This window comes from Thermoplasmatales archaeon (genome assembly GCA_026127925.1).
In the GTDB taxonomy this organism is placed as follows: domain Archaea; phylum Thermoplasmatota; class Thermoplasmata; order Thermoplasmatales; family Thermoplasmataceae; genus JAKAYB01.
Genome location: JAJSLM010000001.1, coordinates 274972 through 288689, shown reverse-complemented (window position 1 = coordinate 288689; position 13718 = coordinate 274972). Strand labels below are relative to the sequence as shown.

The 13718-nt window shown below is 40.6% G+C and carries 12 protein-coding genes and 1 tRNA gene; 3 read left to right on the top strand and 10 right to left on the bottom strand.

Annotated elements, in window-relative coordinates; all coding sequences use genetic code 11:
- Positions 1–8 precede the first annotated feature (8 nt).
- Together LVQ96_01470 and LVQ96_01465 are read right to left on the bottom strand one after the other, a co-directional pair.
- Complete coding sequence (locus LVQ96_01470) at positions 9–605, bottom strand: hypothetical protein (protein MCW6169823.1); 597 nt, start codon at positions 603–605, stop codon at positions 9–11.
- Between the two features lie 328 nt (positions 606–933).
- A complete protein-coding gene (locus tag LVQ96_01465; protein MCW6169822.1) occupies positions 934–1182 on the bottom strand; it encodes a hypothetical protein in 249 nt (82 codons plus the stop codon).
- Between the two features lie 209 nt (positions 1183–1391).
- On the opposite strand from LVQ96_01465, the gene LVQ96_01460 reads away from it, so the two are divergent.
- Positions 1392–1476: transfer RNA gene (locus tag LVQ96_01460), tRNA-Leu, on the top strand.
- A 28-nt stretch (positions 1477–1504) separates the two neighbouring features.
- Here the strand turns inward: LVQ96_01460 and LVQ96_01455 are convergent.
- From LVQ96_01455 to LVQ96_01425, 7 genes are all read right to left on the bottom strand, one after another.
- On the bottom strand, positions 1505–2131 hold the full coding sequence (locus LVQ96_01455; GenBank protein MCW6169821.1) for a hypothetical protein: 627 nt from the start codon (positions 2129–2131) through the stop codon (positions 1505–1507).
- A gap of 127 nt (positions 2132–2258) precedes the next feature.
- Positions 2259–3938, bottom strand: a complete 1680-nt coding sequence (gene hutU / locus LVQ96_01450) for a urocanate hydratase (protein ID MCW6169820.1) — start codon at positions 3936–3938, stop codon at positions 2259–2261.
- Between the two features lie 90 nt (positions 3939–4028).
- Complete coding sequence (locus tag LVQ96_01445) at positions 4029–5330, bottom strand: adenylosuccinate synthase (GenBank protein ID MCW6169819.1); 1302 nt, start codon at positions 5328–5330, stop codon at positions 4029–4031.
- A 575-nt stretch (positions 5331–5905) separates the two neighbouring features.
- Positions 5906–6883 (bottom strand): ABC transporter ATP-binding protein, encoded by a 978-nt coding sequence (locus LVQ96_01440; protein ID MCW6169818.1) that lies wholly within the window; start codon positions 6881–6883, stop codon positions 5906–5908.
- A gap of 504 nt (positions 6884–7387) precedes the next feature.
- Positions 7388–8227, bottom strand: coding sequence for a carbohydrate ABC transporter permease (locus tag LVQ96_01435; GenBank protein ID MCW6169817.1), 840 nt, complete (start codon positions 8225–8227; stop codon positions 7388–7390).
- 1 nt (position 8228) lies between these two features.
- Positions 8229–9059, bottom strand: coding sequence for a sugar ABC transporter permease (locus tag LVQ96_01430; protein MCW6169816.1), 831 nt, complete (start codon positions 9057–9059; stop codon positions 8229–8231).
- A 20-nt stretch (positions 9060–9079) separates the two neighbouring features.
- Positions 9080–10486 (bottom strand): ABC transporter substrate-binding protein, encoded by a 1407-nt coding sequence (locus tag LVQ96_01425; protein MCW6169815.1) that lies wholly within the window; start codon positions 10484–10486, stop codon positions 9080–9082.
- 478 nt (positions 10487–10964) lie between these two features.
- Here LVQ96_01425 and icd point away from each other — a divergent pair, with 478 nt between their 5' ends.
- Positions 10965–12179, top strand: a complete 1215-nt coding sequence (gene icd, locus LVQ96_01420) for an isocitrate dehydrogenase (NADP(+)) (GenBank protein MCW6169814.1) — start codon at positions 10965–10967, stop codon at positions 12177–12179.
- A gap of 1 nt (position 12180) precedes the next feature.
- Here icd and LVQ96_01415 read toward each other — a convergent pair whose 3' ends face one another.
- Positions 12181–12585, bottom strand: a complete 405-nt coding sequence (locus LVQ96_01415; protein ID MCW6169813.1) for a Tfx family DNA-binding protein — start codon at positions 12583–12585, stop codon at positions 12181–12183.
- A gap of 103 nt (positions 12586–12688) precedes the next feature.
- On the opposite strand from LVQ96_01415, the gene LVQ96_01410 reads away from it, so the two are divergent.
- Positions 12689–13708, top strand: coding sequence for a substrate-binding domain-containing protein (locus LVQ96_01410; protein ID MCW6169812.1), 1020 nt, complete (start codon positions 12689–12691; stop codon positions 13706–13708).
- Positions 13709–13718: the final 10 nt, after the last annotated feature.

The following is a 13718-nucleotide window of genomic DNA, read 5'->3' as shown; positions in this document are numbered from 1 at the left end:
TGTATCGTTCATTCAGATATTATTGTTCCATCCATCCAGCTAGTTACCCCCATTGGAGGCCCCATGGGATTTCCGTGACCACCACATTCAGCTTCACATTGCCATGTAAAGACGCCGGAAGGAAGTATGAATTTGGCATTGGTAATGTGCATAGGTACTACTGGTAAATTAACAACAACCGAAGAACCTTTCATTATTGTGAAGCTATGACCCAGCGCATTGACATGGGATGCCACAACTGTGGCATTTCCAGTAAGGTTACGAAGTATCATTTTTCCATTTATTGTTCCTGTAACGTTCAAAAATTGTGACATGATTGGATTATAACCTTTTCCTTTGTCAACGATTGTCAGATTTATGACCGTATAGTCTGGGATGTTTATCGTGGCAGACGAGGTAAGTTTGCCGTTGACAACAACAAAATAAGACGGTTGATATCCCAAAGTAGAATTATAGTACCGATCTGTGACTTCGAGTTCGATATTAACAGGCCCTTTTGGACCGGCTAACACATTAGGATGCATCTCTATAAGGCTAACACCTACACCAAATACGATCACCATACAAGCGATTATCGCGAAAACTGTCCTGTCGCTAAATTCCATAATTCCATTAATAATCTATGGTATAGAAAAACATCAACTAATATGTTAGGCGCCTTTGATGCCCTCCCGCACGCATATGAACCATTGTATGTTCATTTCCCATTTACCTTATTCTTTAGTGAACTCCCTATATGTGTATTTAAAGTTAAATGAATCACATGCTGCACCGTATGTATGTTATCCACCGTCAATAATGGTTCAATGAAAGATGCGCTTCATGGCTTAATTCAGTTCTCTTCTACCATTAAAATTTAAGGCCAGATATTTTTTTCTTTTATTTTCTAAAAATGAGTGTATCTCACATATCTTGGACACATAATTTTTATTTTCAGATTTCTTGAGTTTCTTTTCCGTCAACTAATAGTTTTACCGGTGAAAATGCCCTAATATGGATTTCCACCTGATGCTTCTCTAATTCCCCAACATCTAGATGAAACTCTCTCGACGGTACAAAGTTTGATGCATCAATCACCATTTTGCCATCGACTTCTATTCGAATATACTTAAGAAAGGGATTCGCGTTAACAGCTATTATGTGTTTTTCATTCTCTCCCACTTCAAACTTGCCTTTTACCATATATTTGCAGGTAAAGGATATATTCTGAGGCTATCTATTTTGTTACAGAGACGGAAAAAAATCGGACGAAGGAGGTACTTCGATTGAGAATTTTCACCACTAATGCCGGCTTAATTGCCTCAAGAATGTAAAATAAAGATGAAGTCGATTCGTCCTTTTGCGAATTTTGAATACTTTTAATATACCTTCCGTTAATGCAGGATACTATTGCGGAGGTTGTCGAGCTAGGTTAAAGGCGATGGATTTAGGGTCCATTCCCGTAGGGGTTCGCCGGTTCGAATCCGGCCCTCCGCACTAATAATTTTTTATTTGAACATAAAATTCATCTGTTGAACCTAAAGAGAGCCATGAACTGTTTACTGGGATCTCTGATTTTCGAGTATGATTTTACGATCAACGGTGAGAGATTCCAGGTTATCATGGCAATTGTACACACCATGAGCACCAGCATTGCAAGCTCAGATGAAATCATCCCCGTGTAATAGCTGGCCATGAAAAGACCAACTACAGAGTATCTCTGGATGGCTTCAAAATTGAAATCCGAATACACCGAACCAAAATACTGCGCCCTATAGTCTTCTCTTATCATTCTCATCAGGAAGGTCCATGCGACAAGGAAAACGATGAAGAAACCGAGAGCAAAAGTAATTGTTTCGCGTTCTATGACGAAAGGAATCATGGATATCATGACCAGCACAATAACGTCTAATATTGGAAAGAACGTGTCTTTTGGAGGGAATCGTAGACGATCCATTACATATTGCCACCAGAACCATATCACAATTATATTGGTCATTATAAACATAATAACCTTGATCATACCAAGCCCGTTGAGATATTCTGCATTGAAAGCGAGTGCTATGGCAACAATCATCGTAGACAATTCTATAATCAAAATATTTGTTATTTGAGACCCTTTTGGCATGATCTTCATATTTTCTCTTCCCATTGATAGGAAATAAATAATGTCAGACAAGAATATAAACTTTGTCTGTCATACGTTGTACAGATTTTAAAAAGAAGATGGGTAAGAAGGAATTATAAATAAGATAGAAACACCACCGGCAGACAAAAAATTATAGTGGCGTTTTGAAACGTACTCCGGATTTTATTAAAGATTTAGAACTTTCGTATCCTGCATCCGCATGTCTGATCACGCCTATACCGCTGTCACCATTCAGGACGCGTGAAATCCTCTCTCTGGCGTCATCAGTTCCGTCCGCTACTATTACAAATCCCGCATGTATAGAATTGCCTATGCCGGTACCGCCACCATGATGAACGGAGACCCATGTAGCTCCGGAGACAGCATTCAACAGCGCATTCAAGATTGGCCAATCTGCGATAGCATCGCTTCCATCCTTCATGGCTTCCGTCTCTCTATATGGAGATGCGACGGACCCTGTGTCGTGATGATCCCGGCCTAGAGCAATAGGTGCGCTTAGGATCTTTCTTTTTACCAGATCGTTTATAAGCAATCCTATCTTTTCTCTGAGTGGGTATCCAGCGTAGCAAATCCTTGCCGGAAGTCCTTGAAATTTAACACGTTCCCTTGCGAGCTTAATCCACTCTACTAGATGCTCTTCTTCTGGAAACGTGTCTATTATAGCCTGGTCAATTTTGTAGATATCATCTGGATCTCCGGAGAGGGCTACCCACCGGAAAGGGCCTGAACCAACAGAAAAGATATCGCGGATATAAGCAGGAACATATCCCTGAATCTCAAATGCCCGATCTAGCCCCGCTTCTTTGGCTCTAGTCCTTATGTCATTTCCATAATCGAAGACTATGGAACCTTTACTCTTAAGTCCGAGAACGGCAGTGACTTCCTTCACTATCGAATTGTAGACTGCCTTAATATAAGCTGTCTTATCACGATTCCTAAACTCTGATGCCGAATCGACTGTATATCCTTCTGGTATGTAACCCAAGTTCAGGTCATGTGCGGCAGTCTGATCCGTGATGACATCAGGAACAATTCCTCTACTAAGTATCTCAGTATACACAGTAGCAGCGTTTCCCAGTAGACCTATGGAAAGAGGTTTCCCTTTCTGAAGAGCCTGATCCTTGAGCTTTAGCGCCTCATCCAGACTGTCTGTCCATGTGTCAAGATATTTTCCTTTGAGCCTGCGATCGATTTTTGTTTTATCTATTTCAACTATTATCCCTACTCCATTGTTCATAGTTATGGCAAGAGGTTGTGCTCCTCCCATTTCTCCTAAGCCAGAAGAAAGGATCCATTTTCCTTTTAAATCCTTAGCACTGAACTCCTTTTTAGCCAGCGCATGCAGAGTTTCATAAGTGCCCTGGAGAACACCCTGGGTTCCAATGTATATCCAGCTCCCGGCAGTCATCTGGCCGAACATAGTTAATCCTCTCTTTTCAAGATCCCAAAATATGTCATCCGTAGCCCAGTGAGGAACAATTTGTGCATTGACTATAAGGACCCGTGGTGCTTGGGTTGAAGTTTTGAAAGCACCAACAGGTTTTCCAGATTGTATTAATAATGTTTCATCACCGTACAGTTCCCTAAGCATTGAAACGATCTCATGAAAAGCTTCCCAGTTTCTTGCAGCTTTTCCCTTACCTCCATAAACGATTAAATTCTCTGGGTCTTTAGCAACTTCCGGATCAAGGTTATTCATTAAAAGCCTTAATGCAGCCTCTTGACCCCATCCCTTAGTATTTAAGACGTTACCGCGAGGAGCCCTAATTGCATCATGCTTTTCTATGGATAGATCATTCTCTTTTTGCATAAGAATCGTTAGTTTATTTCTTTCTTAAAGATATTTTTTTCCTCATAGTTTATGGCGTTTTACTGAAAACCTGGCAGAGTAAAAACGGTCTCATTTACCATTGATTTTAAGTTCGGAACCTTCCCTTACGATTGTCATCTTGCGTGTTTCGCCTAAAGAGACTATGTCGACGGGAATCTTCAGGTAATCAACTATAAATTCTATGTATTCCTTCATTTTCTCTGGCAAACCGTTAAATCCATTTTCGACCACTTTGCCATAATTGGGTTGGCCCCATGATTCAAATTCCTGCAATTCGAGATCGATGCCTTCCACCTCTTCAAGGTTCCTAGGGATATAATCTATACTCTTGCCGTTTTTCCTGTAACCAGTGCAGACTTTTACCTTATCCATCTTACCTAATGTGTCAATCTTGGTTATGGCCAAGGCGTCAACATCATTCATTCTTGCTGCGTATTTCAATAATGGAAGATCGAGCCAACCAACCCGACGGGGTCTTCCAGTTGTGGTACCGTATTCGTGACCCAAATCACGGAGGCGATCCGCCTCTTTTCCATTAATCTCACTTGGAAAAGGACCAGCACCAACCTTTGATGTATAGGCCTTTACAACGCCAAGAACGAAATCAACCTTCCTGAAAGAGAAACCTGATCCCGTTGACAGCGCCCCTGATAGTGCGTTGGATGATGTAACAAATGGGTACATACCGAAATCTATGTCGAGCATAGTTCCTTGCGCACCCTCGAAAAGTATGTTTTTTCCCTTAGAGTATTTTTCATAAATTATATTCTCAGTGTAATCAAGGAATTGCTTCACGTACTTGCCAACCTCCAAAAGGTTTGCTGAAAGTGCTTCCCTTTCTGCCTGTTGCGAGAATTTCGTGTCTTTCAGGAGGCTTTCCTTCATCCTGTATATTGTCTCGACCTTCTCGTCAAGTATAGTTTTACTCAGAAGATCTACCGTTCTTATTCCTGTTCTGGCATATTTATCCTCATACGTGGGACCGATTCCCTGAGCTGTCGTCCCTATGCTCAGTTTCGACCTAATCTCCTCTTCTTTCTTATCAAGCTCTTTATGCATTGGTGTAACCACGTGCGCCATTTTACTGATCTTTATTTCAGCATTTCCCCCAGATTCTCTAAGTTTCTGTATCTCATCTTTAAGCGCGAAAGGATCAATCACCATTCCGTTTCCGAGAATAACGGTCTCACATCTCAAGGAACCGGATGGGACAAGATGGAATTTGAATGTTCGCCCGTCGGTTACCACAGTGTGCCCTGCATTCCCGCCGCCGTTGAACCTTACAGCCACCTCGAATCTATCGCTTAAAAAATCTGTTATCTTTCCCTTTCCTTCGTCACCAAATTGTAAACCTAAAACCGCAGCTATCAATATTAATGCACCTCATACAAATGAAAGTCTTTTGATTTCGCATCAAAATTAGAATCGAATAGTGCCCTCGGAAACAAAAATCCTAACAACACAAATCAATCATCGCTTTGATCCTTATATTATTTGCCACACAACAACGCGAAGCCCTTAATGATATATCACTGGTTATGCGAACATCATATGACCATAGGTGAAGCACGTCAGTTGATCAACCAAACAAAAAAGAAATGATCAGGATACCAGTAAGATTTTCCCGCGACTCTTTGAAGTGAGGATATCCTCTCGGGGAGTTGAGAGTACCATCTATAACAAAATGCCTATGAACCTCGTATATTCAGGTATTAGCCGATACGCCCATACATGACTGTTATAGGTGATTTGCTGTGACAAAGAGAGAACACCGCTAGATTCTGATTCGGATAAGATAATAATGTGAGTCTAGAATGGAATCCAGGTTTTGATTTTTCCTGATAGCAAGACCAATGAGCTACAGGAAGTACAAATCAAGTTTGCCTTCCTAGCTATCGATCCTTCGTATGATGTCATAGATCCTTTTTTTAACTCTCTGTAGCTAATTATGCAGATTTCCCCGTGAAGTCAGAAATCTGAGGAGCGCTTTCTGCATTCTTAAACTCAACAAATTTTTCCACAGAAAAATGAACAACTTCACCCGATTTAAAAAATTTATTGCTCTTTAATATTATCCCAGTACCGTCGTCCATAAGACCGTGAATAAAATACACATCACTTACACTTTCTGATAAGCTAACATTCATTGAAAATTTTCCCGAACCTATCTTGGCCCACTCCGGTCTGAATCCTTTATGTTCTATAATATTAATAGGAAAATCACCAACGAAATCTCCGATCCACGCAGTTTTTGGGTTTTCGTATAGATCTCTATAGTCTGAAATTTGTTCAAAGACCCCATTGTGCAATACCCCTACCCTGTCACCAAGAGCTTCTGCTTCCTTCTGATCATGCGTTACAAAAACAAATGTTTGATTTAGTTCTTGTTGAAGCTTCTTCAATTCACTTCTTGCAGTGTACCTTACCCTCGCATCAAGATTGCTCAGTGGTTCATCGAGTAGAAACATCGATGGATTTCTCACAATTGCTCTAGCAAGTGCGACTCTCTGCTGTTGACCCCCACTTATCTGATAAATTCTTTTTTGCAGAATTTCCGTAATGTTAAGCTTGGCCGCAACTTCCTTAACCTTACGATCGATGTACCGTATTCTATGCATCTTCAATGGAAAAGCAATATTGTTGTAAACGTTCAAATTAGGATAGAGAGCATAGTTTTGAAAAACCATTGCAAGATTTCTTTTATTTGGAGGCAGTCTGGTTACGTCTTTGCCATCAATAAAAACTTTCCCACTATCAGGTTGCTCTATACCGACAATGATTTTTAATAACGTCGACTTCCCTGTCCCAGATGGTCCAAGAACTACAAAAAATTCACCCTCTTCCACCTCTAGGGACATGTTATCTATTACTCTTGTTCGCCCATAACTTTTAGATATGTTCCTTAATTCAAGTTTAGTACCCATCTTTACACCCATTGTTTAACTTTTGCTGCTTTATTTCTATGCATAAGATTTATCGTTGTACTATAGGAGTTTATTAGTTGAGGATATTCCATGTTATGTCTTTTTTTGTCGCTCAGCAGTTTATTTGAAAAAAGATCATAATCAGAATTTCGTCCAGCATCTCTTTTGTCTTTCTTAGATAATGTAGTTTCGCAATTAAATTTGTTGTTGGACGCCGATTCTGAAGAAACAAATATAGGGAACCAAGACCCATTCACCAGCTGTTTTGAATCATGTTTATTATTATGAATTACACTGGATACTCTGGAAATAACAAGAGGTCTGCGAAGAACAAGTATGATCTGACTGATTATGGTGGGTTTTCTAGACTCATAGTTAAAAAAATAAATTTCTTTAGGGAGCCCAATATTTTTCAATGATGCATTCACTAGAACCCGTAAATTCCTGTGTACGGCGGACTGTGGCGATTCAGAGACCTCAGATAAAAAATTTTTCACTTTTTATTCACCCCGTGATACCAGCCGTCAAGTAACTGCCTTTAATGAACTTTGAGAGCACAATTGTTAGCACAATAACAGGTAAGGTCACAAGAAGTGAGAATGAAGTGGCAGTCAATATATCGCCCCGCGCTGTGCTATCGAAGTATATGAGAATTGGAAGTGTCGGATGGACAGGGGACAATATTACTGCAAAGGTAAACTCGTCCCATGACATCATCCAAGAGAGCAGAAAAGCAGAAATAACTCCTGGAATTGCAAGAGGAAAAATCACCTGATAAAGTGTTTGAAAAAAACCTGCCCCATCGACTCTTGCTTGTGATTCAAGTTGTTTGGGCACCGATTGAAGTGCTCCCATCATTAGAAAAATAGTTAATGGCAAGACGATAAGCTCCTGTGCAAGTGCAAGTCCAAAGGCAGAATCATAAAGACCTAGCTTAAGAAACGACACGCTAATTGGAATCGCAATTGTTAGTGAAGGTATCATAGTAGAAAAAAATAGCAAAGCAATCAGTATACTGCTGATTTTGAATGAAAGTTTGCTTAAGCCGTAGGCTGCGTGATACCCGAGAAGAATGGCTAGCGAAGCGACAATAAAGGCGGTCTCAAGACTTTTGTAGAATGCCGCTATCAAAACACTTCCGTATCCACTGAAAGCCCTGATGAAGTTCACCAATGTAAACTTCGATGGAATTAACGCGGGATAATATGCTGCTACGGTCTGACTCGGATCCCCAAATGCTATGATCGCAAGTATATATATCGGCAAGAGGACTAAAAATGAAAATATGGCTACCCCTATATACGTATAATACTTAGACCTCGGATTTTTGTATTCGCTAACCATTTTATGACACCTTACTGTATTTTGATCTGTATATCATTATAAGTACCGCAAAAATCAAAACAAAACCTAACAAAATTGTTGCTGCTGCATAAGACGGGCTTGGATTAACGATATCAAAAAGAGAGTAAGTCATCGTCGTTAAAAGCTGGTACGGAAATATCAGTAGTGCCATCGCAAAAATATTGAATTCACTTATGCCCCTGATCATCAAGGCTATCGCAATAAACCCGGCCATATTAGGTAAGGTAATCCTAAAAAACCTTTGAAATGGACCGGCACCATCCACCATGGCTTGGCTGTACAGATCAGAAGGTATCGTAGACATGCCCGCGAGCAGTATAAGCATCACTATTGGAGTGTTTTTCCAGGAGTCCGCCAGGATTAGGACGAAAAGAGCCCTGGGAAAAGTTGCTTCCCAATCAATGGCATGAAAGCCGAAAAGACTTATGAAAGAATTGACGTATCCTCCATACGCTGCGAACATATTATGGAATATAACTGCTGCAACAATGGTTGCTACCCCAAAGGGAATAAGAAATATTGCGGTAAAAGCACTTCTGCCCCTGAATGGCTTCGAAAGTAAGCTTGCGACAACAAATGCCACTGTAAACTGCAAGAGAAGAGCAGCCGCCGTAACAATGAAAGTATTGAGTATAGGCCTTGTCCCGAATGTGCTCAAAACAAAATTATAGTTGTACAGAGAAAACGGATGAATTGGAGTTTCAAACCCTCCGCGAACAGATTCTAAAGCTGGATAAAAAGCCAAATACAAAACATAGACCACAGCTGGTGCGATCAGCAAGTAAGCAGACCATTGATCTCTCCATTTCAATAAAAATCACCAAAAAAAAATTATACGGATATCGGTCCGTAGTTATTCGGGTCCTGATATAACGTTGCGTTGGCCGATCCGTAGTTCGCTAGAATATATTTATACATCGCAGTGTGGGCATTGCTAAGATCAGATGCTATTGAACTATACGACCCCCCGTTAGCAATTAGCGGATTAAAGACATCCTGGTCCAATATAGTCTGCCATTCAGTTATCCATGGCGTAGGATTCCTGAGGAATACTCCCTGATCAATAGCGTCTCCCAACGCAGCGTCTATGGCACTATATTTAGCTGGTAAGTTCTGATATGCTCCGGCATTTATAGCTACCCAAGAAAGGTTCAAAAGGGTCTCCTTTTGAGCCTGCTCGCCTAGCAAGAAGCTAATGAAAGCCTCATCACTTGGTAAGTTTGCTGCCCCCTTTGGAATAAAGAGGACATCCCCGCCAAGCAAATGGTTGCCATTAACGGGTCCTGCCGGCCCAGGATAGAATCCCAGTGTAGAGTTTGTCATGTTGTATGGCGTGCTTGTAAGGGTGTTGTATATGTACGGCCATTGATAGTCGAGGATGGAGTAATTACCGACCGCCAAGCCGTGGTATGACCCCCAGTAACCAGTCTTATATGCAGGAACAAAGTAGGAACTCAGGTTCTTCAGAAACTGCATTGCGTGTAAATCTCCTGAATCATTGATATACAATGGATTGCCACCATACTGGACCATTAATTGGTAAAGCTCAGTCGCAGTACTTGAGCCTGTTCTTACGCCGAAAGTCGAGCCGCCTTGTATCATTATTTCTGGAAGACTTTTATTGTGTAATGCCATTGCGTCTTTTAAAAGCTGCGTGTCATTCGCAGGAGGTGCAGATATCCCGGCTTTTGCCAAGATAGTCTTATTGTAAAATACCAGAGGCACATTTCCTCTAAATGGGAAAAAGTAAACCCCACCAAAAACATGCTTCTCATAAAGTACAAGGTTCTGAGCTGCGGGAATCAAATTCGGCGGCATAAGCGCAGGTGCCATTGTAGTAAGATTCATGAGTACGTTCCCTGATGAGCTATATATTAACTGCCCTATTTCCAGGTTGTCCTGCCCGGCAACTATGCTCCCTACTTTCCCAGATTTTTCAAGGGCCAGTATATCTTTCGATACGTCTCCACTTCCTACGTTAACAAAAGTTACGTGTATTCCTGGATATTCAGCTTCGAACTGAGGAATCAATGTGTTGTTAATGTACTTAGCTTCGCTGGCTGCTACACTTTCGTAGAATTGCAGGTTGACTGTAGTTGAGGTTTTTGAGGTGGGGGCGTGTGCAATATATCCCCCCGTAAAACCAATCACTGCAACAACTACAACCAAAACTACCCATCCCCACGGGCGTTTCGGCCTTACTTCATTTTCCATTGCCTTTTGGCTTGCTTCTGCCATGAAACGAGTACTGAAATTATCATATTTAATAATTTCCATTGCTATAACATATCGAATAAATATATTAACAAGATACTTGTATTAAAGTAAACTTACTCTATTTGGTTCCTCCCGTTGTCAGTTTTTTGAAATAACATTTACTCCAAAGTGCATCAGGATCCTTCCGATTCAAGCTGAAGTTTAGGTGTATAATTTTTATTCGCCCTTTCGAAAATGTAAATATTCCTAATTTCCGGTTTTAAAGTCCTTTGAACAAGATATTTGGCCCCTACAATTATCAGAAAGTGGAGGGCAAATACATTTACCTCCGATGGCCAGAGAAACCTGAATAAAAGTTTTTATGCTAATTAGAGCCTTCCCAGATGTTAAACATATTTTTGTGTTCAGATTTGTTCTACTAATCCCAGTTAATCACTCAGAACACAATACCTCATCCTAGTAAGTTATATGAGTTTTGAGAAGATACTGAACAGATATTATGACGTACATAAAAATTTCAGGGGATAAAAAATTGGAAATACCGAAAGATCCAACCATCGGTTATATAGAAGGGGATGGTATTGGGGGAGACATTTCAAAGGCTATGATACTTACCGTAAATGCAGCAGTAGAAGTTGCCTATGGCGGTGAGAAAAACATAATATGGGAGAAGGTCCCAGCCGGTGAAGAATCCTTCAAGGAAACGGGGAAGTCCCTTCCTCAAGATTCATTAGATAAACTAAAGAAATGCGTTGTCTCGGTAAAGGGCCCTCTTACAACACCGGTGGGTCATGGAATGAGAAGCCTTAATGTTACTCTCAGGCAATATTTTGATCTTTATGCAAACATCAGGCCTGTAAAATTCATACCTGGATCTCCGTCACCCGTGAAATACCCGGAGAAAATGGATATGGTTGTTTTCAGGGAAAACACTGAAGATCTTTACGCTGGATATGAGTGGAAATATGATTCAAGCGAAGCTGAGAAACTTCGGATGTTCCTGTCGAAAGAATTATCAGTGAATATTCCAAATGATTCTGGTATTGGTATAAAGCCCATAAGTAAGTTCAAGTCGCAGAGACTCGTAAGAAAGGCCATTCAGTATGCAATACAGAACCACAGGAGGAGCGTCACCCTGATGCACAAAGGAAATATAATGAAGTACACGGAAGGTGCTTTTAGGGAATGGGGCTACGAGCTGGCAGCAACTGAATTCAAAAATGAGACTGTAACAGAGAAGGATTATCTGGAAAAGCCTGATGCATATCAAGGAAAAATCGTTATAAAAGACAGAATAGCTGACAACATGTTTCAGCAAGTTTTGACTCGAACGGACGAATACGACGTTATTGCCACCACAAACATAAATGGTGATTACCTCTCAGATGCCCTTGCGGCACAGGTTGGCGGTATCGGAACGGCACCGAGCGGAAATGTAGGGGATGTATACGCAATCTTTGAAGCGATACATGGTTCGGCGCCAAAATATACCGGTATGGATGTTGCCAATCCAACATCAATCATACTTTCTGCCGCCATGGCACTTGAGTATATGGAATGGAAAGAACCGGCGGAGATCATAAGGAATGCGGTAAATTCAGCATACCTGGACCATAAGGTAACTCAAGATATTGCGAGATACTCTAATGTAAAACCCCTTAAGTGTTCTGAATTTGCCGAAGAATTGATTCGAAGAATGAAAAAAGTATCTTGAGTCAAAGTATCTTGATTGTGCCATCATGACTAATCATGATGGTAATATTTTTCTTTATCCGACCCTTAGAAATGTCTGATTTTAGTGCCTGTCTCAAGATTGTGAGTAACCCGATGATATTTTCCTTTAATTTTATTCTATTTTTGTCTGATTCATGTATGATTTCCTTTAAGATATCAATCAATTCACTTTGTACCTTAAATGGAAGCATAATCGCACCACCCGCATCCTCATATAAGTATAGCGTATTTTGTGCCTTTTTCACATTTTCTCGTATACGCTTATCGATCACGTAAATATTCTGGACTGTCCTGCCTAGTTCCTTTGCAATTTCCAAATGAGATAACCCCTCTTTTTCCAGAAGGAGTACTTCCATCTGACGCTTGGTAAGAAAATGATCTCGCATACTTATTCTCCCATATAGCAGAAGCATATGTTATTAAAACATTAATGTTTACTTTTTCATAATTTAACCAAATGTTATTTACATGATTTATTTTATCAACCATATGAAAAATTCGAAGATCGTTGTTATCATCGTGATTATAGCTTTACTGGCAGTTGGGACAGGGATTGGCGTTCATTACTCTTATAATAAGAATAGAAGCCTTCTGATTTCGTACGTAGCAGATGCATACGTAGGCGAGGCGAATTATCTTTTGAATGGTTATAGAAACTCCACAGGTAATCCGGTATCGCCGGCAATTGGAGGCGGTTCCTATACAGATGCACAAAAAATAGGCTCCGGAGATCCTGCAAATGTTTTCATTTCCGTTGCCCTTTCCCCATACAGTCAGTCCTATCTTAAGGAACGTTACAGTGGGTGGGCTATTGCCTTTGCATCGGATCAGCTGGTGCTTGCCTATTACAACAATAGCACAGACTACAAAATCGCCTCATTGCTGAAGCATGCTGAAATTACAAATAATTCTTCAGAGTTTGTAGACGCCCTTTCCTCTATAACTAATAAATCAAACAGCCTTGGTATATCGGATCCGAGCACTGATCCTGCTGGACTCAGAGCATGGATAAGCTTAGAGATCGCAGGGAAAATGTACGAGAAAAACGAGAATTATTTCGTAAATGCAGTTATCAATCACCACGCCAATGTAACTAGGTCAAGTGCTGCCCAACTTGTACCTGCTCTTGAAACTGGAGAAATTAGTTTCCTGTTCATCTATAAATCTGCTGCAGTGCACTCAGGTCTTAATATGGTAGAGCTCCCAACCAAAATGAATTTTGGTGATCCAAATCTTTCGTCTTTTTATTCTGAATTCAATTATACAACTGCGGCTGGACTTCAGAAGGGCTCTCCAGTTCTCTTATATATCACAGCACTTGCAAACAATACCCTTACAACAGAGTCTTTGGAATTTGTAAACTATTCACTTAACCACCGAAACGGATTAACTACATTCGAATTAAAACCATTGCAGCACTCGGAGCTTTTTAATGACACAACGCCACCGCCAGAGATAATGAGCCTGCTTTCGAGCCATGAATTAATCTATTCAGGAAGAATAGATTAACCGAAGAGGG

Coding starts and splice junctions, on each gene's coding strand:
- LVQ96_01455 (MCW6169821.1), bottom strand. CDS start 2,131: ATGGGAAGAGAAAATATGAAGATCATGCCAAAAGGGTCTCAAATAACA.
- hutU (MCW6169820.1), bottom strand. CDS start 3,938: ATGCAAAAAGAGAATGATCTATCCATAGAAAAGCATGATGCAATTAGG.
- icd (MCW6169814.1), top strand. CDS start 10,965: ATGACGTACATAAAAATTTCAGGGGATAAAAAATTGGAAATACCGAAA.
- LVQ96_01440 (MCW6169818.1), bottom strand. CDS start 6,883: ATGGGTACTAAACTTGAATTAAGGAACATATCTAAAAGTTATGGGCGA.
- LVQ96_01470 (MCW6169823.1), bottom strand. CDS start 605: ATGGAATTTAGCGACAGGACAGTTTTCGCGATAATCGCTTGTATGGTG.
- LVQ96_01465 (MCW6169822.1), bottom strand. CDS start 1,182: ATGGTAAAAGGCAAGTTTGAAGTGGGAGAGAATGAAAAACACATAATA.
- LVQ96_01435 (MCW6169817.1), bottom strand. CDS start 8,227: ATGGTTAGCGAATACAAAAATCCGAGGTCTAAGTATTATACGTATATA.
- LVQ96_01415 (MCW6169813.1), bottom strand. CDS start 12,585: ATGCGAGATCATTTTCTTACCAAGCGTCAGATGGAAGTACTCCTTCTG.
- LVQ96_01425 (MCW6169815.1), bottom strand. CDS start 10,486: ATGGCAGAAGCAAGCCAAAAGGCAATGGAAAATGAAGTAAGGCCGAAA.
- LVQ96_01410 (MCW6169812.1), top strand. CDS start 12,689: ATGAAAAATTCGAAGATCGTTGTTATCATCGTGATTATAGCTTTACTG.